Source organism: Nocardioides sp. OK12 (assembly GCF_024341885.1).
Classification (GTDB): domain Bacteria; phylum Actinomycetota; class Actinomycetes; order Propionibacteriales; family Nocardioidaceae; genus Nocardioides; species Nocardioides marinisabuli.
Map to the genome: position 1 here is coordinate 147,676 of NZ_BNET01000004.1, position 24,265 is coordinate 171,940.

Genomic DNA, 24,265 nt, shown 5'->3' on the forward strand with positions numbered 1-24,265 from the left:
ATGAGCGCAGAGCAGCGGGTCGTCGTGGTGGTCGGGGCGGGGCCGGGTGTGAGCGGGTCCCTGGCGCGGCGCTGCGCCGCCGAGGGCTGGCACGTGGGGCTGGTCGGCAACGACGAGACGGTGCTCGCCGACCTGGCCTCGACGCTGGTGCCGGCCCGGGTGGAGCGGCGGGTCGCCGACGCCGCCGACCCGCACACCGGGGGCAGCGCCGTCGCCGACCTCGGTCGCCGCTTCGGGCGCATCGACCTGCTGCACGTCAACCCCAGCGCCTACCGCGAGGCCGACCCGATGCACCTGGGCGTCGAGGAGCTCCTCGACGACGTCCGCCTCGGCGTCGGTGCGCTGCTGGTCGCGGTGCAGGCCGCGCACCCCTACCTGCGACCCGGCTCCCGGGTCACCGTCACCGGTTCGATGGCCGCCGACGAGCCGTCGGCGGCGGCGGCGTCCCTGGGGGTGCAGAAGGCCGGGGTGCGCAACCTGGTGCACTCCCTCGACGCGACCCTGGCGCCCGAGGGGGTGCGCGCGGTCTCGGTGACGGTGCGCGGGGCGCTGGCCCGCGAGGGCACCTTCAGCCACGACGCGGTGGGCGACGCCCTCTGGCGGGCCGCCCACCAGGATCCCGCCGCCTGGCGGTCCGAGGTCCCCTACCCGGCCTGATCCGCGGCGTCGGGCCCGGCGGCGAGCGCCCGCAGCACGCCGAGGGCCGCGTGCCGGCCCGCACGGTTGGCGCCGACCGTGCTGGCCGAGGGGCCGTAGCCGACCAGCTGCACGCGCGGGTCGTCGACCGCGGTGGTGCCGTGGTGGTCGAGGCGGATGCCGCCCTCGGGGGAGCGCAGCCGCAGCGGGGCCAGGTGCCGCACGGCCGGTCGGAAGCCGGTGGCCCACAGCACCGCCTGGGCGGCCTCGAACCGGCCGTCGGCCCACCGCACGCCCCCGGGCTCCATCGAGGCGAACATCGGCTGCCGGTCGTAGGCGCCCAGCGCGGCGGCGGCGCGCTCCTGCTCGCGCAGCGCCAGGCCGGTCACGCCCACCACGCTGGCCGGGGGCAGGCCGCGGCGTACCCGGTCCTCGACCAGGGCGACCGCCGCGCGGCCGACCTCGGGGGTGAAGTCGTCGGTGCGCCACACGGGTTCGCGCCGGGTCACCCAGAGGGTCTCGGTGACGAGCGCGACCTCGCCGAGCAGCTGCACGGCCGACGCGCCGCCCCCGACGACGACGGTGCGCAGCCCCCGGAACGCCTCGGCGCCGGGGTAGTCGCGGGTGTGCACCTGGAGCCCGTCGAAGTCGCGCGCGCCCGGGTAGGCCGGGACGTAGGGCTGCGACCAGGTGCCGGTGGCGTTGACCAGCGTGCGGGTGGTGAGGCTCCGCGCGCCCGCGTGCACGGTGAGCAGGCCGTCGGGGCCGTCGGTGACCCGGTCGACCCGCACGGGACGCAGCACCGGCAGGTCGTGGTGGCGCTCGTAGTCGGCGAAGTACGCCGGGACCGCCCGGTTGGCGGGCCGCTCGTCGCGAGCCGGTGGCCGGGCCTCCTGCTCGCCCGGCGCCTGCGGCAGCTCGTGCACACCGTGCACGTCGGCCATGCTCAGCGAGTCCCACCGGTGCTGCCAGGCGCCGCCCGGTGCCTCGTCGGCGTCGAGCACGAGGTGGCGCACCCCACGACGGGCCAGGTGGAACGAGGCCGAGAGCCCGGCCTGCCCCGCGCCGAGGACGACGCTGTCGTAGATGTCCACGTGGACCCAACGCCCCGGTGGCGGGTGCTGTTCCACGCGCTACCGTCGCGGTCGTGAGCTACCCGCACGAGCTGATGGCAGCCGACCCCCACGACCGAGCGGCGCTGCACCGCACCGACGACGCCTGGCTCGACGAGCGCTGGGCCGACCCCGGCAGCCGGGTCCTGGTCGTCTCCGGGACCCGCATCCGCCCCGTCGGGGGCAGGATCGACTGGGTGGCGCCGGCCGAGGCCCCGGAGGGCCTGCGCGTGCTGCTGGGGGAGTGGGACGGGCGGGCGTGGTTCGCGGTGGTCACCGACGCCGGGCTCTCCCGCCAGGGCGAGGGCTGGGTGCCGCTGCGCGGCCTGCTGCCCTCGCTGGCCGACGACGCGCTCGCCTACGCACCGCTGGTCTTCCACGCCCTGGGCCTGGCCGAGTGGCTCTTCGTCACCCGCTTCTGCCCCCGGTGCGCGGGCGACCTCGAGCCCCGCAAGTCGGGCCACGAGCTGGTCTGCACCCGCTGCGGCAAGGCGCAGTTCCCGCGCACCGACCCCGCCGTGATCATGGTCGTCACCCACGGGGAGCCCGGCAGCGACGACGAGCGCTGCCTGCTGGGGCGCCAGTCGGTGTGGCCCGAGGGCCGGTTCTCGACCCTGGCGGGCTTCTGCGAGCCGGGGGAGAGCCTCGAGGACGCCGTGCGCCGCGAGGTGCTGGAGGAGACCGGCGTGCACGTCGGCGAGGTCGACTACTTCGGCAACCAGCCGTGGCCGCTGCCGGCGAGCCTGATGGTGGGCTTCACCGCTCGCGCGACCACCACCGAGATCCAGGTCGACCACGACGAGCTCGAGGACGCCCGCTGGTTCACCCGCCGCGAGATGCGCGAGCAGGCGGAGGCGGGCAGCCTCGTGCTGCCGGGCGGGGTCTCGATCAGCCGCTCGCTGGTCGAGCACTGGTACGGCGGCCCCCTGCCCGGCCACTGGTGACGCGCCGAGCCGGCCCGTTCGGACGGGCCGGCTCGGGCTCAGGCCAGCGAGGCCAGCTTGTCCTTGACCTGCACCAGCGAGGGGTTCGTCATCGCGCTGCCGTCGGAGAAGACCAGCGTCGGCACGGTCTGGTTGCCGTTGTTGACCTTCTCGACGACGTCGGCGGCCGAGGGGTCCTGCTCGATGTCGACGATCGTGAAGGGGATGCCCTCGCGGTCCAGCTGCGACTTCAGGCGGTGGCAGTAGCCGCACCACGGCGTGCTGTACATGGTGAACCCGGTGGTGGGCGTGCTCTCCACAGGTGCTTCGGTGCTCATCTCGGGCTGTCGCCTCCGGCATCTAGGGTGTGATCGGTCCTCCTGCCAACCACGTCCGAAGCGGAGTTGTTCCCCCTGATGCCCGACCCCGACGCCCTGCTCTCCGCGCTCGACCCCGAGCAGCGCCAGGTCGCGGAGGCGCTGCGCGGCCCGGTGCGGGTGCTGGCGGGTGCCGGCACCGGCAAGACCCGGGCGATCACGCACCGCATCGCCTACGGCGTGGCCTCCGGGGTCTACACCCCGACCGAGGTCCTCGCGGTCACCTTCACCACCCGTGCCGCGGGCGAGATGCGCCAGCGGCTGCGCACCATGGGCGCCGGGGCGGTGCAGGCGCGCACCTTCCACGCCGCGGCGCTGCGCCAGCTGCGCTACTTCTGGCCCCACGTGCACGGCACCGAGCTGCCGCGGCTGACCGAGTCGAAGATCCCGCTGCTCGCCGGTGCCGCGCGCCGCCAGCGGGTGCGCGTCGACCAGGCGCTGCTGCGCGACCTGGCCTCCGAGGTCGAGTGGGCCAAGGTCAGCAACGTCCACCCCGACGACTACGCCAAGGTCGCCACCCGCCGCGGGCGCAGCGTCACCGGCCACGACGCCGACACGGTCGCGCGCATCTTCGCCGCCTACGAGGACGTCAAGCGCGGCGAGGGCCGGATGGACATGGAGGACATCCTGCTGCTGACCGCGGGCCTGCTCGCCGACGACGAGCGGGTGGCCGCGCAGGTGCGCCGGCAGTACAAGTACTTCGTCGTCGACGAGTTCCAGGACGTCTCGCCGCTGCAGTCGGCGCTGCTCGACCTGTGGCTCGGTGGGCGCGAGGAGCTGTGCGTGGTCGGCGACCCGGCGCAGACCATCTACTCCTTCGCCGGCGCCAACGCCGACTACCTGCGCGACTTCCCGGCCAAGCACCCCGGCACCACCTCGGTCGAGCTGGTGCGCAACTACCGCTCCACCCCCGAGGTGGTCTCGGCCGCCAACGCCCTCCTGGAGGGCTCGAGCACCACCAGCGTCTCGCTGCGCTCCCAGCGCCCGTCGGGCCGCGCGGTCGACTACCGCTCCGCGCCCGACGAGGTCTCCGAGGCCGAGGCGGTGGCCGCGCGCATCCTGCAGCTGCGCGAGGCGGGCACGTCCCTGGGGGAGGTGGCGATCCTCTTCCGCATCAACGCCCAGTCCGAGACCTTCGAGGACGCGCTCGCGGCCCGCAAGATCCCCTACGTCATCCGCGGTGCCGCGCGCTTCTTCGACCGGCCCGAGGTGCGCGAGGCGGTGACGCGGATCCGCGGCGCCGCCCGCAGCGGCGCGGGTGAGGAGCTCGTCGAGCTGGTGCGCTCGACGCTGGCCGGCATGGGCTGGACGTCCTCGCCCCCGACCGGGCGCGGCCAGACCCGGGACCGCTGGGAGTCCTGGCAGGCCCTGGTCGACCAGGCCGAGGAGTTCGCGGCCGGTGAGGGCACGCAGCACGACGACCCGGCCGGGGCCTTCGTCGACGACCTCGACCGCCGCGCCGCCGAGCAGCACGCCCCGGTGGCCGAGGGCGTCACCCTGGCGACCTTCCACGCCGCCAAGGGCCTGGAGTGGGACCACGTGTTCTGCTGCGGGCTCCAGGACGGCACCCTGCCGATCACCTACGCCGACACCCCCGCGGCGGTGGAGGAGGAGCGCCGGCTGCTCTACGTCGGCATGACCCGGGCCCGCCTCGAGCTCTCCTGCTCCTGGTCGCTGGCGCGCAACCCCGGTGGGCGCGGCTCGCGCAAGCCCTCGAGGTTCCTCGACCCGCTGCTGCCCGAGGAGGCCCGGCCGCGCCCCGCCGGCTCGACCCGCGCGGGGCGCGCGATGAGCTGCCGCGAGTGCGGCACCCCGCTGCGCACGCCCGCCGACAAGAAGCGTGCCCGCTGCGAGGACTGCCCGGCCTCCTACGACGAGGAGCTGTTCGAGCGGCTGCGCGAGTGGCGCAAGGAGCGCGCCGGCGAGGAGAAGGTGCCCGCCTTCGTGGTGTTCTCCGACGCCACCCTCGAGCTCATCGCCGAGCAGAAGCCGCAGACCGAGCAGGCCCTGCTGCGCATCGCCGGGATCGGCCGCTCCAAGCTCGACAAGTACGGCGAGGACGTGCTCGGCCTGGTCGGCTGAGCGGGCGTCGGGGACCCCCGCAGAAAAAGTTCTGGAAATAGCCAATAAATGGTTTGCCCCTTACACGAGGGGGCGGCTAGTTTACTCAGCACCAGCAAACGCGCACCGGGGCAGTGACGACGCCCGCGCACCGGACGAGAAGGAGGTGGAGCAGATGTTCAGCACTCAGATCGCGATGACGGCCACGACCGCCGCGACGACTGCGCGCCCGTACGGCACCACCCTGCCCATGTCCGGTCACGTCGTCGATCGCGACCGTCGCGGCGTCCTCGGCGCCGTGAAGGGCCAGGCCGGCTTCGCCGCCGCCCGGGGGACCTCTGCCTGGAGACCACCGACCTGCTGAGAGCAGTCGTCGATGAGCCTCCAGGCCGCGGAACCCGAAACCGGGATCCGCGGCCTTTGTCTTTGCCAGCAGCGGCCCCACCCCAGTCCGTCGAGAGATCGACGAGCAGTTCCCACCCGCTACCAGGTCGACAAGGAGGTGACATCCATGACCATCAGTGTTCTCGACCGCACAGAGCCCTCGCTCGGGCAGCTGCACGACCAGGCCGACCCCGAGCAGATGCCCTGCCGGGTCGCCAACCCCGAGCTCTGGTTCGCCGAGTCCCCCCAGGACGTCGAGCAGGCCAAGGCGCTCTGCCTCGACTGCCCCGTGCGCCAGCTGTGCCTCGCCGGAGCCCTCGAGCGTCGCGAGCCCTGGGGCGTGTGGGGAGGCGAGCTCTTCCTCCAAGGCGTCGTGATCCCGCGCAAGCGGCCCCGCGGCCGGCCCCGCAAGAACGAGCAGGCGGCCTGACCGGCAGCACCCCACCGCAGCACCCACCGCAGCATCCACAGAGAGACGACCACCATGCACATCCAGCCGGACAGCCTCGCCGCGGCGCAGATCAGCGCCCGGCTCGACGAGGCGGACCGACGACGGCGCCATCACGAGCTGGCCCGTGCGCACCGCTTCAGCCGACGTGCTGAGCGGGCCGCAGCCCAGGCCCGTACCGCCCTCGCCCGGGCGCTCTGAGCGCCACCACCTCGTCAGGGAGACAGAGACCTCATGACCACGACCACGAACCGGAGCACGAAGATGAACTTGATGCACGAGAACCTGGCCCGCATACAAATGGCCGAGCGCCTGGGAGAGGCGCAGTCCCTTCGCCGCGGGCACCACCTGGCCCGGGCCCAGCGTCTGGGCCGCAAGGCCGAGACGGCCGCCCAGCAGGCGCGACTGGCCCTGGCCCGCGCGCTGTGACGAGGAGGAGCCGGGCACGACACCTGTCGTGCCCGGCTCCTTCGTGTGTCCGGCCGCGTGCCCACCCGCGCCGTGCCACAGTGGAGGGCATGCGCACCTGTGACTTCTGCGGCCGCCAGGAGGACGACGACGCAGCGACGCTGGCCTGGTCGACGGCGGTGGAGCGCGGTCGCACCCGGACGTTCTGCGACACCTGCTCGCGCGAGCACGTGCGCGCGATGGAGGGCAAGCTCGACTCCGACTGGTGGTGAGCCGGTGGTGGGTCAGCCGGCCGCCAGCACGTCCCAGGCACAGCCGCAGTGCGGGTGGCGCAGCAGCGCGACGTGGTCGGGTGCCAGGTCGGGGCCCAGCGTGGTCGTCGCCGACCACGTCGAGGGTCTCTCCCCGTCGAGGTGGCGGACCACGTCGCGCACCGCCCAGGCCGTGGCCAGCGCGCGCAGCGCCGGGTCGCTGGGCTCGGCGGGCCCGCCCGCCCGGCGGGCGTGCTGGGCCAGCACGACCGCCCGCCGCGGGTCGCGCTCGGCCGCGTGGGCGTCGAGGCAGCGCAGGCAGGCGGTGCGGCCGGGCACCACGAACGGTCCGACGAGGTAGTGCTCGAGCCGGGCGGTGACGAGCAGGTGCGGCACCTGCTGGCGCACCAGCTCGTCGACCACCTCGCGGTCGGGCTCGTGACCGACGAGGAGCACGAGCGTCGGGTCGAGTCCCATCGCGGGCTCGTGCAGCCCGACGCCCGAGGCCCCGAGGAGCCCGAGGGCCTCGCCGCGCAGGTCGGGCCGGGCCTCGACGCGCACCCGCGCCCGCGCGCGCTCGCGCAGGCGGCGGGGGGCGTCGACGGGGGCCTCGCAGAACGCGGCAGCCACCCCGCCGGGGTCGAGGCCGCCCGCGGACCGGGCGTCGCGCAGGCAGTCGTCGAGCGCGTCGGAGCCGACCAGCAGACCGGCCGCGGCCAGCGCGGTCAGCGCACCGCTCGCGCGCGGGCCCTCGGGTGCCGGGTCGGCGTACGCGCCGGGGGACTCCAGCGAGCGCAGGAGGGCGCGGACCTCGGGGTGGTCGGGGAACACCACCCGGCGCGGGGCACCGAGCCCCACCTGCAGGTGGCGGTCGTCGCGACGGTAGATCCCGGCGCCCGGCAGCAACCGGGGCCGCTGCGGCAGCGCGGGCAGCGAGGGCGGCGGGGGAGACGAGCTCATGGGTCCTTCCTACCCACTGCGAGCCGCTCCGCACCCCGCTCTCCACAGCCCCGGGCGCGACGACGGCCCCGGACCTGTGGTCCGGGGCCGTCGAGGGTGGTGCGCAGGTGCGTCGTGTGCGTCGTGTGCGTCGTCGGGAGGCTCAGGCCTTGCCGAGGATGCGGTTGAGGTTGGTGCTGCAGACGGGGCAGACGGCCTTGGCCATGCGGGTGCCCTTGTCGTTCACCTTCACCTCGCCCTCCGCCTCGCGCTTCTCCTTGCACTTCACGCAGTAGAACTCGCCGCTCCAGGTCTCCGCCATGACGGCCTCCTTGCCTGTCTCACTCGGGTCGCCGCGGCGGGTGCACCGGGCCGCCACGACCCTACGGCACCCGGGGGCCGCCGTGGCGGAGGAAATTCCCGACACCGGTGCAGCACAGGCTGTGGACAGACCTGTGGACGAACCCGTGTTCACGGTGGACGAGCGGCCTGTTCACGGGGGAGGAACCTGTGGACGGGCGTTGTCGGGGTGGCCCCGTAGGCTGCCCTGACCAGCACCGACACCCCTCCACCGGCTGTGGAGGACGACCCCTCGGAGGAGCCGCGTGGCTGAGCAGACCCCCGGAGAGCAGGCCTACGACGACGGGCCCGTCGCCGCGCTGCGCCGGATCGCGTTCCTGCTGGAGCGGGGTCGCGAGGACACCTACAAGGTCAAGGCGTTCCGGGGCGCGGCGGCGGCGATCCTGCCGCTGGGGGAGGAGGCCGTCGCTGCGGCCGTCGCCGACGGCACGATCCGCCGCGTCGAGGGGGTGGGGCCCAGCACCGCGACGGTCATCGAGCAGGCGGTGCGCGGGCAGCGCCCCGACCGGCTGGCGCGCGCCGAGGCCGAGCACGGCGGACCCCTGGTCAGCGGCGGCGAGGAGCTGCACGCGCTGCTGCGCGGCGACCTGCACTCGCACTCCGACTGGTCCGACGGCGGCTCACCGATCGAGGAGATGGCCTTCAGCGCGATCGAGCTGGGACGTGAGTACCAGGTGCTGACCGACCACTCGCCCCGGCTCAAGGTCGCCCGCGGGCTCTCGGCCGAGCGGCTGGCGCGCCAGCTCGACGTCGTCGACGCCGTCAACGACCACCTCGCGGGGTCCGGCTTCACGCTGCTCAAGGGCATCGAGGTCGACATCCTCGACGACGGCAGCCTCGACCAGGGCGACGACATGCTCGACCGGCTCGACGTGCGGGTGGCCAGCGTGCACTCCAAGCTGAAGATGGAGGCCGACGCGATGACCCGGCGGATGGTGGCCGCGGTGCGCAACCCCCGGGTGAACGTGCTGGGCCACTGCACCGGTCGTCTGGTCACCGGCGGACGCGGCAGGCGCGCGGAGTCGACCTTCGACGCGCAGGCCGTCTTCGAGGCGTGCGCCGAGACCGGCACGGCGGTCGAGATCAACTCCCGGCCCGAGCGGCGCGACCCGCCGACCCGCCTGCTCGAGCTCGCCCGCGACCTGGGCTGCCTCTTCTCCATCGACTCCGACGCCCACGCGCCGGGCCAGCTCGACTTCCTGGCCTACGGTGCCGAGCGCGCCGAGGCGGCGGGCATCGATCCCGACCGGATCGTCAACACCTGGCCCAAGCAGCGCCTGCTGGAGTGGGCGAGGAGCTAGCCTTCGGGTCATGGCGGTCCTGCCGGACTCCCGGCCCGACGACGACCCGCAGCAGCGGTCGGCGTCGCCGTGCCCGCCCGAGGTCGAGGTACGCCGCTCGGCCCGGCGCCGCCGCACGGTCTCGGCGTACCGCGACGGCAACCGGATCGTGGTGCTGGTGCCCGCGTCGCTGACCCGGGCCGAGGAGGCCGAGTGGGTCGCGACGATGGTCGCGCGCATCGAGCGCTCCGAGCAGCGCCGCCGACCCAGCGACGACGACCTGCTGGGGCGGGCCAGGAGCCTCTCGGACCGCTACCTCGGTGGGCTGGCGGTGCCCGAGTCGGTGCGCTGGGTGGAGAACCAGTCCTCGCGCTGGGGCTCCTGCACCCCCGGGGAGCGCACCATCCGGATCTCGACGCGGCTGCAGCAGATGCCGCAGTGGGTCGTCGACTACGTGATCGTCCACGAGCTGGCGCACCTGGTGGAGGCCCACCACAACGAGCGGTTCTGGGCCTGGGTGGAGAACTACCCGCAGGCCGAGCGCGCCAGGGGCTACCTGATGGGCTGGTCGGCGGCCCGCGACGAGGGCGACGAGATCGACTGAGCGCGCAGCCGCGCACGCGCCAGCCGCACCAGGTCGACCAGGTCGCGCTCGGGGTCGGGCAGTGCGTCGGTCGGCCACCACCGCACGTCGAGGGACTCCTCGCTCACCGCGTGCTGCTCGTCGTCGGTGGCCACCGCCACGAAGCGCACGTCGAGGTGGTGGACGGGCCGCTCGGGGGTGCCGCCGCAGAAGGGCACGGCGTGGGCGCTGAGCTGCACGGGCACCGGGTCGAGGCGCAGCCCGGTCAGGCCGGACTCCTCCGTGGCCTCGCGCAGCGCGGCCGCGGCCAGGGTGGGGTCGCCGGCCTCGCAGTGCCCGCCCAGCTGGAACCAGCGCCGGGCCTTGGCGTGCAGGGTCAGCAGCACCCGCTCGCCGTCGGCGCTGAGCACCAGGGTGCTGGCGGTCAGGTGGTCGGGCCGGCCCTCACGACGCATCGCCTCGGGGCAGTCGTGCAGGTGGGCCAGGTAGCGCTCGCGCAGCTCGTCCTGACCCGCGTCGGGCGCGCTCCAGGTGGAGAGCACCGCGACGGCGTCGGCGTGCAGGCTCACTCGTCGTCGGCGCCCGGCTGCTCGTCGGGCCGCTCCTCGGACCCGCCGCCCAGCAGCTTGGCGAGCTCGGCGTCGAAGTCCTCGTCGCTGAGGGCCTCGGGTGCGTTCGCCTCGTCGCGGAAGCCCAGCGGGTCGTCGAGGTCGGCCGACGTCGGCAGCAGGTCGGGGTGGGTCCACACCCCGTCGCGGGCCTCCGCGCCCTGGCGGGTGCGCAGCGAGCCCCACAGGGTGGAGGCGTCGCGCAGCCGACGCGGGCGCAGCTCGAGGCCCACCAGGGCCGCGAAGGTCTCCTCGGCGGGGCCGCCGGCCGCGCGGCGGCGGCGTACGGCCTCCTGCAGCTTGGCGGCCGCGGGCATCCTGCCCTCGGTGGCCTGGCCGACCACCTCGTCGACCCAGCCCTCGACGAGGGCGAGCACGATCTCGAGGCGCTCGAGCGCCGCCACCTGCAGCGGCGACCTGGGCAGGTCGAAGAGCCCGCCCTCGAGCAGCTGCTGGACCGACTCGGGGTTGCTGGGGTCGACGCCGCGCATCTGCTCCTCGATGCGGGCCTGGATCGCCTCGGTGTTGATGTCGATGCCGCGCCCGTAGTCCTTGACCGCGCCGAGCACGTGCTCGCGCAGCCACGGGACGCTGCCGTAGAGGCGCTGGTGGGCGGCCTCGCGCAGGGCGAGGTAGAGCAGCACGTCGTCGTAGCCCACGTCGAGGCCCTCGGCGAAGGACTCGATGTTGGCCGGCAGCAGGGCCGCGCGCCCGGCGGGGGCCAGGGGCAGGCCGACGTCGGAGACCGAGAGCACCTCGGAGGCCAGGGTGCCGATGCCCGAACCGGCCTGGGTGGCCAGCATCGAGCCCATGAAGGTGCCGAGCATGCCCAGCAGCGGGCCGCCCATCGCCTGCGCTTCCTCGGGCAGCGCGCCCGAGAGCGACTGCGCGGACTGGGCGGCGACCGGCTCGACCAGCCCGCGCCAGACCTCCTGGGTGCCCACGACCCACTCGGCGCGGCTCCAGGCGCTGGTGCTGGTGATCGCCGAGGGCAGCTCGGTGGCGGTGTCGAGCCAGTGGTCGGCCAGGCCGAGGGCGTCTGCGACGGCGTCCTTCTGGCGCTGCGACGGGCTGGGGTCGGGCTGTTGGGCGACGGTCTTGCGGGCGGTGTCGACCGCGAGGTCCCAGTTCACCGGGCCGTCGTAGGGCTGCATCAGCGACTGGATCTGGCTCATAATCTGGTTGAGGTCGGGCATCTTGCCCCCGAACATCGCGCTCAGGTCGGGCATCTGCCCGCCGGCGCCGCCCATGCCGCCCATGCCGCCCATGGCTCCGCCGGCGCCGAAGAGGTGCTCGAAGGGCGTGCCCTTGAAGGGGTTCTGCTGCTCGTCGTCGCCCTCGCCGGGGCCGTCCGCGGGCTTGTCAGTCATGGGGTCAGGCTACGCCGCGACGGCAAGGTCGGGCCGGGCCGGTGGGGTCGAGCCGACGGGGTGGCGGCACCGACGTCGTAGGCTCGTCGGCGTGAGCAGCAGCGCGCAGCCCGTCGTCCGCCTCGTCGACCTCCGCGAGACCCCGCTGGAGGTCGAGGAGGTGCTCGCCGCCCTCGACGACGACGCGGCGGGCGGGCTGAACCTCTTCGTGGGCCGGGTGCGCGACCACGACGGCGGCAAGGGCGTCGTAGGACTCGACTACTCCGCCCACCCCACCGCCCTGACCCGCCTGCGCGAGGTCTGCGACCAGGTGGCCGCCGACCACGACGTGCAGGGCGTCGCCGCCCTGCACCGCACCGGCACCCTGGCCATCGGCGACGTCGCCGTCGTCGTGGCCACCGTCGCCAGCCACCGGGGGCAGGCCTTCGCCGCCACCCGCGACCTCATCGACACCCTCAAGTCCGAGGTGCCGATCTGGAAGCACCAGCGTTTCACCGACGGCCAGGACGAGTGGGTCGGCACCCCCTGACCCGCGCCCTGCGCCGTCGGTCGTCGTTGGTCGAGCAGGGAGGAGCGCCAGCGACGAGCGTCGCCGAGACCCGGTGGGGTGCCCACTCGTCGTACGCCATGGAGCTGCGGGGGTCTCGGCGACGCTCGAGCCTTCGGCCCTCGCTGCTCGACCAACGGCGGCGCTTCGTTGGTCGAGCAGGGAGGAGCGCCAGCGAGGAACGTCGCCGAGACCCGGTGAGTGGCGCGCTTGCTGTACGTCGTGTGGTTGCGGGGGTCTCGGCGACGCTCGAGCCTTCGGCCCTCGCTGCTCGACCAACGGTGGTGCGGCGTGGCGGCCGGGGGGAGCGGGGCGGGGTCCCTAGCCTGGGGGCGTGGAGATCCTGCTGTGGCTGGTGCCGACCGTGCTGGTCACGGTCGCGGCGATGTGCTGGGTCGGCTGGGCGGGGCGGGAGCCGCGCGAGGTCGACCGCGAGGTGATGGTGGGGCGGCTGGCGCGCGGGATGACCCGCGAGACGCCGCTGCGCTACGCCGCGCCGCGTCCCGAGCGCGACCGCAGCACCGGCATCGCCGTCCGGCCGTCGCGGGCCCGCAAGGCCTCCTGACGCGCACCGGGTTGGGGTCTCATGGGAGGCTGAAGGCATGAGCCAGCGCCTGATCGCCGCCCTCCTCGCGGCGCCCCTGGTGCTCGCGCTGTTCGTGGCGGCCTGGTTCACGTCGCTGCCCTACGCCACCTACCAGCCGGGCCCGACCGTCGACGTGCTCGACCAGCCCGACGGCTCGGAGACGATCCAGGTGCGCGGGGTGAAGACCTACCGCGACGCCGGCGAGCTGCGCCTGACCACGGTCTCGGTCAGCCCGGTCGGCAAGCGGCTGTCGCTGCCCGAGCTGATGTGGGCCTGGTTCGACGGTGACGAGGCGGTGCTGCCCTACGACTACGTGCACCCCGACGACGTCACCCCCGAGGAGGACGAGCGCCAGGGCGCGGTGTCGATGGTGACCTCGCAGGACGTGGCCATCGCCAACGCGCTGCGCGAGCTCGACTACGACGTCGAGGCGGCGCTCCAGGTCGCCTACGTGGTGCCCGACAGCCCCGCCGACGGCGCGCTCGAGGTGCGCGACGTGGTGCTGCGCGTCGACGACGAGCCCGTCGACTCCGCCCAGATGCTCGTCGAGGCGATCCAGGACACGCCCGAAGGGGAGTCGGTGACCCTCCAGGTCGAGCGCGACGGCAAGAAGCGCGACGTCGACCTCACCCCCGAGAAGGACCCCGAGGACGGCGTCCAGCGCGTCGGCTTCACCCCGGGCCAGGGCTTCCGTTACCCCTTCGACGTCACCGTCAACATCGACCCCAACATCGGCGGGCCGAGCGCCGGGCTGATGTTCGCGCTCGGCATCTACGACACCCTCACCGAGGGCTCGCTGACCGGCGGCGGGACCGTCGCCGGCACCGGCACCCTCGACCTCGAGGGCACCGTGGGCCCGATCGGCGGCATCCAGCAGAAGATCGCCGGCGCCGAGCGCGACGGCGCCGAGCTGTTCCTGGTGCCGGCCGAGGACTGCGCCGAGGCGCTGGGCGTCGACGACGGCGAGCCGCGCCTGGTGCGTGCCGAGACCTTCGAGAGCGCGCTGGCGGCGGTCCAGGCCTGGGCCGACGACCCCGACGCCGACCTTCCGAGCTGCGAGGACCGATGAGCGAGACCCCCCAGACCCCCGAGACCCCCGAGACGCCCGTCCCGGAGGACCAGCTGGCCGACCTCGACGTCGACCCGGCCCTGGCCGCGGCGGTGCTCGAGATCGAGCAGCACGCCAGCGAGGCCGGCTGGGATCGACCGGCCAGGCTCTTCGCGCTGGTCGACACCGCCCAGCTGGTGGCCCACGAGCCGGCGCTGGCCAAGGCGATGGGCCTCGACGCCTCCTCCGAGGCCGGGTCGCTGACCGCGGTCGAGCAGGACCAGCTCGACCCCTCCCAGCAGCTCGAGCGGGTGCTCGAGACCATCACCTGGCCCGCCCAGGTGACCGGGTGCGCCGCGGTCGTCGAGCGGCTCGTGCTGCCGCCCGAGGCCGACGCCGAGCTGCCCGAGGACCCCGACGAGGCGGCGGCGTACGCCCGCGAGCACCCGGCCCGCCAGGAGCTGCGGATGGTGGCCGGGGTGACCCGCGAGGGCTCGCGCTACTGCGCGATGCGCTTCCGCAGCCACGACGACGACACCAAGGTGGTCGGCGGAGCCGACCTCGTCCCGGCGCTCCTGGAGCTCCTGGACGCCACCCTCACCGACGACGACCAGTGACGAACCACCCCAGATGAACGACGAGAGGCACCACCCGTGAGCGAGACCTTCGGCCCCGAGCCGCCGGCAGCCGCCCCCCAGGCCCCTGCGACGAACGGGCGCTCACGCGCCCTGGTCATCACCGCGGGCGTCCTCATCGCGCTCTTCTTCGCGCTGACGACGTTCTCGGGCTTCTACACCGACCGGCTCTGGTACACCTCCGGCGGCTACGGCAGCGTCTTCTCCACGATGCTGTGGACCCGCGTCGCGCTGTTCGCGGTCTTCGGGCTGGTGATGGCGCTCGTCGTGGCCCTCAACGTGGTGCTGGCCTACCGGCTGCGCCCGGTCTTCGTGGGCATGGGCGACACCAACGGCATGGGCCGCTACCGCGACGCGATCACCCCGATCCGGCGCTGGGTGGTGATCGGCGTGGCCGTGGTGCTGGCGCTGTTCTCCGGCACGTCCGGGGCCGGCGCCTGGCGCACCTACCTGCTGTGGCGCAACGGCAACGACTTCGGCACCACGGACGCCCAGTTCGGTCGCGACATCGGCTTCTTCGTCTTCGACCTGCCCTGGCTGCACTTCCTGGTCGACTTCGCGATGGCCGTCTTCGTGGTCTCGCTGCTGGCCGCCGCGCTGACCCACTACCTGTACGGCGGCATCTCGCTGCAGGGCCCCGGCGACCGGCTCACCGGTGCCGCGCAGGCGCAGCTCTCGCTGCTGCTGGGCCTCTTCGTGCTGGCCAAGGGTGCCGACTACTGGCTCGACCGCTTCGACCTGGTCAGCCAGGCGGGGTCGTTGATCACCGGCATCACCTACACCGACGACAACGCGGTGCTGCCGGCCAAGAACATCCTGCTGGGCATCTCGATCATCTGCGCGGTGCTGTTCTTCCTCAACGTGTGGCGCCGCACCTGGATGCTGCCCTCGGTCGGCATCGCCCTGCTGGCGCTGTCGGCGATCCTGCTGGGCGTCATCTGGCCCGGCATCGTCCAGCAGTTCCAGGTCAAGCCCTCCGAGGCCGACCGCGAGCGCGACTACATCGCGCGCAACATCGAGTCGACCAGGGCGGCGTACGACCTCGAGGACGTGGAGGTCGAACGCTTCACCCCGCAGAACACCCTGGGCTCCTCGCTGGCCCAGCTCGACGGGGAGACCAAGTCGATCCCGCTGGTCGACCCGCAGGTGGTGCGCCCGGCCTTCGAGCAGACCCAGCAGGTGCGTGCCTACTACTCGGTGGCCGACGTGCTCGACGTGGACCGCTACGACATCGACGGCGTCGAGCGCGCCCTGGTGCTCGGCGTGCGCGAGCTGAACCCCGAGGGCGTGCCCGACCAGAACTGGTCGAACCTGGCCACCGTCTACACCCACGGCAACGGCATCATCGCCGCCTACGCCAACCAGCGCGACCGCTCCGACGACGAGCAGGTCGACACCGAGTCCTCCGGGGCCAACGAGGTCGGCATCGAGTGGGCGCAGGGCACCCAGAGCAACGAGCAGGACCTCCAGGACGCCACCGGCGGCTTCGAGCAGCGCGTCTACTACGGCGAGCAGAGCCCGACGTACTCGGTGGTCGGCAAGGCCGAGGAGGGCGACCCCGACGTCGAGCTCAACCTCCCGACCGTGGGCAGCGACGACGACTCGACGACCACGACGTTCGAGGCCGAGGGCGACGCCCCCGTGGGCTCGCTCTTCAACCGGCTGATGTTCGCGATCAAGTTCGGCGAGCCGAACTTCCTGCTCTCCGACCGGGTCAACTCCGGCTCGAAGGTGCTCTACGACCGCGAGCCGAGCCAGCGGGTCGAGAAGGCCGCGCCGTGGCTGACCGTCGACTCCGACCCCTACCCGGCGGTCGTCGACAACCGGATCGTGTGGATCCTCGACGGCTACACCGTCACCGACCGCTACCCGGGTGCGGAGCGCGAGTCGTTCGACGACATGACCGACGACGCGCTGGCCACCGCCCCGACCGGGCTGCAGACGCTGCCGACCGACGAGATCAACTACATGCGCAACGCGGTCAAGGCGACCGTCGACGCCTACACCGGTGAGGTCACGCTCTACGAGTGGGACGACGAGGACCCGATCCTCAAGGCCTGGAAGGGCGCGTTCCCCGGCACGGTCGAGCCGCGGGAGGCGATCAGCGAGGAGCTGATGGAGCACCTGCGCTACCCCGAGGACCTGTTCAAGGTCCAGCGCTACCAGTTCGCGCGCTACCACGTCACCGACCCCGGCGACTGGTACCAGGGCAACAACCGCTGGGAGGTCCCCGAGGACCCCGACGTCAGCGGCACCTTCCAGCCGCCGTACCGGCTCTTCGTCGACAACCCGGCCGCGGAGGGCAGCGACGAGAGCTTCGCGCTGACCTCGGTCTACGTGCCCTTCCGCAAGAACAACCTGGCCTCGTTCGTGTCGGTGAACTCCGACGCCCAGAGCGAGCAGTACGGCGAGATGAGCGTGCTGGAGCTGCCCAACGAGCAGACGCCCGGCCCGGCGCTGGTCGCCAACCAGTTCTCCTCCGACCAGGACGTCGCCGACGCGCTGGCGCAGTTCAACCGCTCGGGTGCCCGGGTGCTGCGCGGCAACCTGCTGACGCTGCCGGTCAACGACGGGCTGATGTACGTGCAGCCGGTCTACGCGCTGCGTGAGCTCTCGGACGCCAGCTTCCCGATCCTGCGCTACGTGCTGACCAAGTACGGCGACAACATCGGGCTCGGCACCACCCTGCGCGACTCGCTGGAGGACCTGATCCGCTCCTCGGGCGTCACCCCCAGCAACACCGGTGGCGGCGGAGGCAACGGCGGCAACAACCAGGGCGACGGCGGTGACGAGGGCTCCGAGCCGCTGTCGGGCAGCGTCTCGGAGCAGATCGAGCAGCTGCTCAGCGACGCCGAGGAGGCGTTCAACGCCGCCGACGAGTCCTTCGCCGACGGCGACCTGGGCGCCTACCAGGACAGCGTCGAGGAGGCCCAGGACCTCATCGCGCAGGCGCTCGAGCTCGCCGGCGCCTCTGGTGAGGAGGCCCCCGAGGACTCCAAGGAGGGCTCGGGCGGCAGCTGAGACGCACGCGTCGCACGTCACACCCGCGCCGGGCCCATCTGATTTGGAGGGGTCCGGCGCGGTGTGTAATGTTCTGTTCACCGACGCGGGGTGGAGCAGCTCGGTAGCTCGCTGGGCTCATAACCCAGAGGTCGCAGGTTCAAATCCTGCCCCCGCTACACAGTGATGCAGCAGGTCAAAGGCCGCTTCCGGACTCGTCCGGAGGCGGCCTTTGTCGTTCCCGGTGGTCGGACCACCCGCTGCGGTCAGCCACCCATGGTGGCCTCGCGCTCGCGGCGGGTCACCAGGTCGCAGGCCAGCGCCAGCGCCCCCAGCACCTCGGCCCGCTCGCCACAGGTGGCGGCGCAGACCCGGACCTGACTCGCGGCCGAGGGCTGGCTCCATTCCTCGACCGCCCCCCCGATCCGGTCGGCGAGCAGGGCGTTGACGGGGTCCCACCGCCCGCCGACGACCAGGAGGTCGGGGTTGAGCACGGTCACCAGGCTGGCCAGCGCCCGTCCCACGGTGCGCCCGGCATCGGTGACCACCCGGACGGCTCCGGGGTGACCGGCCGCGACCAACGACGACAGGCCGGACGGGTCGAGATCCCTCTCCGTGACCGGCGCCAGTGCGTCGACCAGCCGGGGCAGCGAGACGACCGTCTCCAGGCAGCCGCGGGACCCACACCGGCACAGCTGCCCGGCCGGTTCGACCTGGACGTGGCCGACCTCGCCGGCGGTGCCGCCCACGCCGCGGAAGAGCCGACCTCCCAGCACCAGACCGGCTCCGATGCCGGTCGAGAACTTCACGTAGACCAACGAGTCGCTGCCCGCCCCGACGCCGGCGCGGTGCTCGCCGAGCGCGCCGAGATTGGCGTCGTTCTCGACCACCACGTCGACCGCGAGCCGTTCGGCCAGCTCGTCACCGGGTTGCCGCCCGACCCAGTCGCTGAGGATGTTGTTGTCCGCCACGGTGCCGGTCGCGTGCGCCAGGGGCGCGGGCAACCCCAGTGCCACGAGCCGGACCTCGGCCTGTGGCCGTCCGGTCGAGGCGACGACCCGGCGTACCAGGGCGGCCGTCAGGTCCAGGGTCCGCGACATCGAGTCGGCGCCGCGCAGCGGCTCCACCTCCTCGGCCAGCACCGGGCCGCCGACGTCGGTGGCTGCGACCCGCACGTGGGTGTTGCCCAGGTCGACGCCGACCACCAAGCCCTCCGGTGGGCGCACCCTCAACCGGTGAGCCGGGCGGCCACGACCCTGGGAGACCGGGGGAGCGGGGTCCTCCTCGACGACTCCCGCGTCGATCAGCTCCGCGGTCAACGTCGAGACCGCCGAGGACGACAGCCCGGTCCGGCGGCTCAGCTCCACGCGACTCGCCGGTCCATGGTCGGTGAGGGCCGCCAAGACTTGTTTGAGGCCAGCCCCGGCTTTTTGTCCGTTCACAGAGATTAATATGGCATATGAGACGCTTCGCGGTCACTGTTGACAGGGATTATTCCTTTCAGGATGTAATTAGCGTGGTGCCGGTCACATCGGGTGGCGGGCCAGCTGGAGGAAGATCCCATGTCACTCACCCGTTCCCGACGAACGCTCGCCACGACGGTGGTCGCCGGCGTCGCGGCCTCGCTGGCCGCCGTGATCCCCGTCAGCAGCGCGGCCGCCGCCGATCCGGACCTCGCCCAACTGGGTACCGTCAGCGCCTCGATGTCCCAGGACGACACCGACGGCCGTTTCCCCGCCGAGAACGCCATCGACGGCGACCCGGCCACCCGCTGGGCCAGTGGCAACGGCCCGGACGACGCCGACGCGGTCTTCGCCGTCGACCTCACCTCCGACCTCGGCAAGGTGGCGACGATCAGCCAGGTGGACCTGGCCTGGGAGGCGGCGTACGCCGTGTCCTACGACGTCGAGGTCGCGACCGTCGACCCCGACCAGGAGACCAGCTGGACGACCGTGTTCAGCGAGACCGCCGGCGACGGCGGCGAGGACGCGATCGTCCTCGAGACCCCGGTGCAGGCCCGGTACGTGCGGCTCTCGATGACCGAGCGGGTGGCGTTCACCTGGGACGCGCCGACGCTGCACTACTACGGCTACTCGCTGTACACGTTGGCAGTGCGGGGCACCTTCGCCACCCCGCTGGTCGGTCTGGGCGCTTCCCGCGCCGTGCCTGCCGGCCAGACCGCCACGGTGCCCGTGCGCCTGTCGAACCCTGCCGAGGGCGAGCAGACCGTCCGGGTCACCTCCGGTGGCGGTACCGCCGAGCCGGACACCGACTACGCACCGGTGGACGAGGTGATCACCTTCCCGGCCGGCGAGACCGAGCAGTCGGTGCAGGTCACGACGCTGAGCCGCGGACCGCTCGCGCCGCGACGTACCGTCGACCTCACGCTCTCCGAGCCCTCCGCCGGCATCGAGCTCGGCGCGCGGACCACCACGACGCTGACCCTCACTCCCACCGGCGACCTGCCCGAGGCCAACGACGCGCACGTCCTGCACGACTTCTCCGACGGCGTCCCCGCCGGCTTCTTCGGGTGGGGGGCCCGCGAGCAGGTCACCCCGCAGCTGTCGACGACCACCGACGACGGGGTTCCCGGCGCGGCGTCGGACAACCAGGTGCTCGTCGCCGACGTCGAGGGCAGCCCGACGGCCGAGGACTGGTTCGGCTTCAGCAACGACACCCCCGCCGACTGGAGCGACTACGACGGCTTCCAGTTCTACTACCTCGGCACCGGCTCGGGTGACCAGCTGCGCTTCGAGCTCAAGAGTGGCGGACAGATGTTCGAGGAGACCCGTCTCGACGACAGCGCCGGCTGGCGGCTGGTGAAGGTCCTCTTCGCCGATCTGCGCCTCAAGGGCGACCCCGACGCCGACGCGCGGTTCACCCCCGAGGCGGCCGGCGGCTTCGCCGTCACCCTGACCGGTCGCGACCAGGGCGAGTACCTCTTCGACGACTTCGCGGTCTACAAGCGCACCGTGCTGCTGGACGACTACGAGACCCCGGTCGACATCTCCGACGACGCGCCGATCGGCTACTTCACCTGGTCCGACAGTGACGCGAGCGTCATCACCATCGGCCAGGAGCCGCAGGAGCGCGGTGACGTACCCGACAACGACGTCCTGGCCGGGACCTACAAGATCAAGTCCGGCGGCTGGGGCGGCTTCAGCAACAACCTGGCCGGTTCCCAGGACTGGAGCGGCTTCCGCGGCATCCGCTTCTGGTGGTACGCCTCCCAGACGGACAACCCGGCCTCGCCCACCGCCGGAGCCGACATCGCCGTCGAGGTCAAGGACGGCGGACCCGACGGTGAGCACTCCGAGCTGTGGCGAGCCACCTTCAAGGATCGCTGGGGCTCCGCCACGAGTCGCTGGAAGCTCGTCGAGCTCCCGTTCTCCGACTTCGCGCTCTCGGACCACCAGCCCGGGGACGAGGAGACCAGGAACGGCACGCTCGACCTGACCAGCGCCTGGGGCGCCGCGCTCACCTTCGAGGCGGGGACCGCGGAGCCGGTCCGCTGGGCGATCGACGACCTGGGCCTGTACGGAACGCGTTCCGACGCGCCCACCGTCGCGGTCGGGACGACACAGGACGTCTACCTGGTCGACGCGGGTGACGTGGCCACCGTCGAGGTGGAGCTGACGACCACGGACGGTGAACCGACGAGCGGTCCGGTCGAGGTCGACTGGGCCACCGGCGCCGGCACCGCAGTCGCCGGCACCGACTACGAAGCCGGTAGCGGCACCCTCACCTTCCCGGCCGGCACGGCATCGGGCGACACCCAGCCCGTCGAGGTGTCCACCCTGGCTCACGACGGCGCCAGCGAGGCCCTCTCCGTCCCGCTCGAGCTCGTCGCGGACGGTGTCGCCACACCCGAGGAGGCGCCGCGGGTGGTGCTGAACGCACACGGGCTGCCGTACCTCGACTCCGCCCTCCCCACCGAGGACCGCGTCGCCGACCTGGTCGGCCGGATGAGCCTGCGCGAGAAGGCGGGACAGATGGCGCAGGCCGAGCGCCTGGGCCTCTCCTCGCCCGGCCAGGTCGCAGACCTGGGGCTCGGCTCCATCCTCTCCGGAGGCGGCTCGACGCCGGCCGGCAACACCCCGGCCGCCTGGGCCCGCATGATCGACGACTTCCAGCGTCAGGCGCTCTCGACGCGCTGGCAGGTTCCGCTGGTCTACGGCGCCGACGCTGTGCACGGCCACAGCAACCTCACGGACGCGACGATCTTCCCGCACAACATCGGGCTCGGTGCCGCGCGGGACCCGCAGCTGAGCCACGACATCGCCCGGGCCACCGCCGCAGAGACCCGGACCACGGGTGTCACCTGGGCCTTCGCCCCCTGCCTGTGCGTCGGGCGGGACGAGCGCTGGGGCCGCACCTACGAGGTCTTCGGCGAGGACCCCGCCCTGGTGACGGCGTACGCCGGCCCGACGGTGCGCGGTCTGCAGGGTGACGACCCCTCCGACATCACTGGTGCCGACGAGGTGCTCGCCTCGGCCAAGCACTGGGTCGGCGACGGCGGCACGACGTACGACGCGTCGAAGGCCGGCAACGGCTACCCGATCGACCAGGGCGTCACCGACGTGGCATCGATGGAGGAGCTGGAACGGCTGCACGTCGCGCCCTACGAGCCGGCGATCGAGGCCGGTGTGGGCACGATGATGCCGTCGTACTCCGGTGTCTCGATCGACGGTGGACCGGTCCTGCGGATGACCGAGCACAGCTACCTGAACAACGAGGTGCTCAAGGGCGAGCTGGGCTTCGACGGGTTCCTCATCAGTGATTGGGAGGCCATCGACAAGCTGCCGGGCAGCTCCTACCCGGCCAAGGTGGTGCGGGCCGTCAATGCCGGCATCGACATGGGGATGGCGCCGTTCAACTTCTCGGCGTTCATCGACGCCGTGGTGACCGGGGTGGAGGGAGGCGACATCGACGCAGCCCGCGTCGACGACGCGGTCAGCCGGATCCTCACCGAGAAGATGGACCTCGGGCTGTTCGAGGCGCCGTTCACCGACGACAGCATGCGCGACGAGTTCGGTGGTGAGGAGCACCGCGACCTGGCCCGCCAGGCCGCCGCGGACTCGCAGGTGCTGCTGAGCAACGACGGTGCCCTGCCGCTGGCCGACACCGGCAGCCTGTACGTCGCCGGGTCCAACGCCGACGACCTCGGCCACCAGATGGGTGGCTGGACGATCTCGTGGCAGGGCGGCTCCGGTGACACCACCACCGGTACCACCGTGCTCGAGGGGCTGAGGGCAGGGGCGCCGGACCTCGACGTCACCTACTCCCGTGACGCCAGCGAACCGACCGACGGCTACGACGCCGGCCTGGTGGTCGTCGGCGAGAGCCCCTACGCGGAGGGCCTGGGCGACGTCGGCAACAACGGCAGGTCGCTCTCGCTCACCGCCGCCGACCAGGCTGCGATCGACACCGTGTGCAGTGCGATGGAGTGCACCGTGCTGGTGATCTCCGGGCGGCCGCAGCTCATCGACGGGCCGGCGGCCACCGCCGACGCCGTCGTCGCGGGCTTCCTCCCCGGCAGCCAGGGCGAGGGCGTGGCCGACGTGCTGCTCGGACGCACACCCTTCACCGGTCAGCTGCCGCTGACGTGGCCGGCCTCCGCCGACCAGGTGCCGATCAACGTGGGTGACGCGTCGTACGACCCCGCCTACGCGTACGGCTGGGGTCTGCGCACCGACGAGCCCCGTGAGCGGCTGACCGCCCTCGCCGGTTCATTGGACGGCGCCGCCGCCGAGGCAGCGCAGGAGCTGCTCGACGCTCCGGTGTGGGCCGAGGACGGCACGATCGCCGACCTCGACACCGCGTGGCCGTTGCTCGGCGACCTGCTCGCCCTGCTCACCGGCACCGACGAGGACGTCCTCCCGCTCGCGACCGAGGCCGTCTCGCTGGCCCGCGACGCGGCCCAGGACGCGATGGTCGCCGGCAGCGCCCCCGAGACGGCAGCGGCGATGCTCGCGGACGCCGAGCACGCTGCCTGGTCCGGCGATCCCGCGACCGCGACGCAGCTGCTGGGCGCCATCGCCGGCGTCGAGGACATGGGGCAGGAGCTCGAGGTGACCGACGACCCGCGGATCGTCGGGGTCCCCGAGGCCGGGCAGGTGCTGCGGGCTAGGCGGGCCACCTGGTCCGTCGAAGAGGTCGAGTCCTCGTGGCAGTGGCTGCGTGACGGCGAGGAGGTCCCCGGTGCGACCGGTCGCCGCTACCGGCTCGGCGCCGCGGACGTGGGCACCCGGATCGCCGTCCGGGAGACGGCGACCGCCGGTGACCAGACCGCGTCGGCGGACTCGAGGTCCACGCGCCGGGTGCGCAAGGACCGGCCGCGCGTCCTGATCGAGCGGCCTGCGTCCGGCTCCACGGGCAAGTCCCGGTTCGCCCTCGAGGTGCGGGTCGCGACTCCGGCGACCGACCGGCCCGTCGGTCGACTGCTGGTGCGGTACGACGGCAAGGAGCTCCAGCGTCAGTTGCGCGGCCGTGACGAGGGCGTGCGGGTGCTGACCCCGCCCAGGCGCGGGTCCGGCAAGAAGCACGTGCGGGTCGTCTACAAGCCGCGAGGCTCCTCGGCGGAGGTGCTCGCGCGCGGGATCTCGCGGCGGCTGGCGGTGGTGATCCGCTGAGCGGGATGAGCGGCGGGAGGCCAGAGCCCCGCTAGAGAGGTGCAGCGGATCGGTGCCACCGCCTGGTGGCACCGATC

At 73.1% G+C, this 24,265-nt stretch carries 23 protein-coding genes and 1 tRNA gene; 17 read left to right on the forward strand and 7 right to left on the reverse strand.

Features of this window, described 5'->3' with window-relative positions:
• On the forward strand, positions 1–657 hold the full coding sequence (locus OCU29_RS11155; protein WP_261819982.1) for an SDR family oxidoreductase: 657 nt from the start codon (positions 1–3) through the stop codon (positions 655–657).
• Here the strand turns inward: OCU29_RS11155 and OCU29_RS11160 are convergent.
• Positions 645–1,730, reverse strand: coding sequence for an NAD(P)/FAD-dependent oxidoreductase (locus tag OCU29_RS11160; protein ID WP_261819983.1), 1,086 nt, complete (start codon positions 1,728–1,730; stop codon positions 645–647). The genes OCU29_RS11155 and OCU29_RS11160 overlap by 13 nt on opposite strands.
• 53 nt (positions 1,731–1,783) lie before the next feature.
• On the opposite strand from OCU29_RS11160, the gene nudC reads away from it, so the two are divergent.
• A complete protein-coding gene (gene nudC, locus OCU29_RS11165; RefSeq protein ID WP_179613856.1) occupies positions 1,784–2,692 on the forward strand; it encodes an NAD(+) diphosphatase in 909 nt (302 codons plus the stop codon).
• Between the two features lie 38 nt (positions 2,693–2,730).
• On the opposite strand, the gene OCU29_RS11170 is transcribed toward nudC, so the two are convergent.
• Positions 2,731–3,009: a mycoredoxin gene (locus tag OCU29_RS11170; RefSeq protein ID WP_261819984.1), complete on the reverse strand. Its 279-nt coding sequence runs from the start codon at positions 3,007–3,009 to the stop codon at positions 2,731–2,733.
• Positions 3,010–3,087: 78 nt separating this feature from the next.
• On the opposite strand from OCU29_RS11170, the gene OCU29_RS11175 reads away from it, so the two are divergent.
• The 6 genes from OCU29_RS11175 (at position 3,088) to OCU29_RS11200 (ending at position 6,621) form a co-directional block, all read left to right on the forward strand.
• Entirely contained in the window at positions 3,088–5,130 is a 2,043-nt protein-coding gene (locus OCU29_RS11175) for an ATP-dependent helicase (protein ID WP_261819985.1), read from the forward strand.
• A gap of 145 nt (positions 5,131–5,275) precedes the next feature.
• Positions 5,276–5,473: a hypothetical protein gene (locus OCU29_RS11180; RefSeq protein ID WP_179613853.1), complete on the forward strand. Its 198-nt coding sequence runs from the start codon at positions 5,276–5,278 to the stop codon at positions 5,471–5,473.
• 219 nt (positions 5,474–5,692) lie between these two features.
• Positions 5,693–5,923 carry a WhiB family transcriptional regulator gene (locus OCU29_RS11185; protein ID WP_246305215.1) on the forward strand — a complete coding sequence of 77 codons (231 nt, stop codon included), beginning with the start codon at positions 5,693–5,695 and terminating at the stop codon, positions 5,921–5,923.
• A 54-nt stretch (positions 5,924–5,977) separates the two neighbouring features.
• Complete coding sequence (locus OCU29_RS11190; protein ID WP_179613851.1) at positions 5,978–6,142, forward strand: hypothetical protein; 165 nt, start codon at positions 5,978–5,980, stop codon at positions 6,140–6,142.
• A gap of 33 nt (positions 6,143–6,175) precedes the next feature.
• On the forward strand, positions 6,176–6,370 hold the full coding sequence (locus OCU29_RS11195) for a hypothetical protein (RefSeq protein ID WP_179613850.1): 195 nt from the start codon (positions 6,176–6,178) through the stop codon (positions 6,368–6,370).
• 89 nt (positions 6,371–6,459) lie between these two features.
• Positions 6,460–6,621: a hypothetical protein gene (locus OCU29_RS11200; RefSeq protein ID WP_261819986.1), complete on the forward strand. Its 162-nt coding sequence runs from the start codon at positions 6,460–6,462 to the stop codon at positions 6,619–6,621.
• A 12-nt stretch (positions 6,622–6,633) separates the two neighbouring features.
• Here the strand turns inward: OCU29_RS11200 and OCU29_RS11205 are convergent, their stop codons facing one another.
• Both OCU29_RS11205 and OCU29_RS11210 read right to left on the reverse strand, forming a co-directional pair.
• Positions 6,634–7,560 carry a TOMM precursor leader peptide-binding protein gene (locus OCU29_RS11205; RefSeq protein ID WP_261819987.1) on the reverse strand — a complete coding sequence of 309 codons (927 nt, stop codon included), beginning with the start codon at positions 7,558–7,560 and terminating at the stop codon, positions 6,634–6,636.
• Between the two features lie 142 nt (positions 7,561–7,702).
• Complete coding sequence (locus OCU29_RS11210) at positions 7,703–7,861, reverse strand: DUF5679 domain-containing protein (RefSeq protein WP_091115022.1); 159 nt, start codon at positions 7,859–7,861, stop codon at positions 7,703–7,705.
• Positions 7,862–8,144: 283 nt separating this feature from the next.
• Between OCU29_RS11210 and OCU29_RS11215 the strand changes: the two genes are divergently transcribed.
• The gene (locus OCU29_RS11215) at positions 8,145–9,200 is read left to right on the forward strand and encodes a PHP domain-containing protein (protein ID WP_261819988.1); all 1,056 of its coding nucleotides are present in this window, start codon (positions 8,145–8,147) and stop codon (positions 9,198–9,200) included.
• Between the two features lie 10 nt (positions 9,201–9,210).
• Positions 9,211–9,783, forward strand: coding sequence for a M48 family metallopeptidase (locus tag OCU29_RS11220; RefSeq protein WP_179613846.1), 573 nt, complete (start codon positions 9,211–9,213; stop codon positions 9,781–9,783).
• On the opposite strand, the gene OCU29_RS11225 is transcribed toward OCU29_RS11220, so the two are convergent.
• On the reverse strand, positions 9,732–10,331 hold the full coding sequence (locus tag OCU29_RS11225; RefSeq protein WP_261819989.1) for an NUDIX hydrolase: 600 nt from the start codon (positions 10,329–10,331) through the stop codon (positions 9,732–9,734). The genes OCU29_RS11220 and OCU29_RS11225 overlap by 52 nt on opposite strands.
• On the reverse strand, positions 10,328–11,740 hold the full coding sequence (locus tag OCU29_RS11230; RefSeq protein WP_261819990.1) for a zinc-dependent metalloprotease: 1,413 nt from the start codon (positions 11,738–11,740) through the stop codon (positions 10,328–10,330). The genes OCU29_RS11225 and OCU29_RS11230 overlap by 4 nt, the downstream gene beginning before the upstream one ends.
• 91 nt (positions 11,741–11,831) lie before the next feature.
• Between OCU29_RS11230 and OCU29_RS11235 the strand changes: the two genes are divergently transcribed.
• The 6 genes from OCU29_RS11235 to OCU29_RS11260 all read left to right on the forward strand — a co-directional run bounded on the left by OCU29_RS11235 (position 11,832) and on the right by OCU29_RS11260 (position 17,735).
• Positions 11,832–12,269 (forward strand): molybdenum cofactor biosynthesis protein MoaE, encoded by a 438-nt coding sequence (locus tag OCU29_RS11235; protein WP_258017059.1) that lies wholly within the window; start codon positions 11,832–11,834, stop codon positions 12,267–12,269.
• A gap of 352 nt (positions 12,270–12,621) precedes the next feature.
• Entirely contained in the window at positions 12,622–12,852 is a 231-nt protein-coding gene (locus OCU29_RS11240) for a hypothetical protein (RefSeq protein ID WP_179613842.1), read from the forward strand.
• A gap of 37 nt (positions 12,853–12,889) precedes the next feature.
• Positions 12,890–13,942 carry a PDZ domain-containing protein gene (locus OCU29_RS11245; protein WP_261819991.1) on the forward strand — a complete coding sequence of 351 codons (1,053 nt, stop codon included), beginning with the start codon at positions 12,890–12,892 and terminating at the stop codon, positions 13,940–13,942.
• A complete protein-coding gene (locus tag OCU29_RS11250) occupies positions 13,939–14,538 on the forward strand; it encodes a PPA1309 family protein (protein ID WP_261819992.1) in 600 nt (199 codons plus the stop codon). The genes OCU29_RS11245 and OCU29_RS11250 overlap by 4 nt, the downstream gene beginning before the upstream one ends.
• A 36-nt stretch (positions 14,539–14,574) precedes the next feature.
• The gene (locus OCU29_RS11255; protein ID WP_261819993.1) at positions 14,575–17,577 is read left to right on the forward strand and encodes a UPF0182 family protein; all 3,003 of its coding nucleotides are present in this window, start codon (positions 14,575–14,577) and stop codon (positions 17,575–17,577) included.
• A gap of 84 nt (positions 17,578–17,661) precedes the next feature.
• Positions 17,662–17,735 (forward strand) — tRNA-Met (locus OCU29_RS11260).
• A gap of 87 nt (positions 17,736–17,822) precedes the next feature.
• Here OCU29_RS11260 and OCU29_RS11265 read toward each other — a convergent pair.
• Positions 17,823–18,998, reverse strand: coding sequence for an ROK family transcriptional regulator (locus OCU29_RS11265; protein ID WP_261819994.1), 1,176 nt, complete (start codon positions 18,996–18,998; stop codon positions 17,823–17,825).
• Positions 18,999–19,118: 120 nt separating this feature from the next.
• Here OCU29_RS11265 and OCU29_RS11270 point away from each other — a divergent pair, with 120 nt between their 5' ends.
• The gene (locus tag OCU29_RS11270; protein WP_261819995.1) at positions 19,119–24,188 is read left to right on the forward strand and encodes a glycoside hydrolase family 3 N-terminal domain-containing protein; all 5,070 of its coding nucleotides are present in this window, start codon (positions 19,119–19,121) and stop codon (positions 24,186–24,188) included.
• Positions 24,189–24,265: the final 77 nt, after the last annotated feature.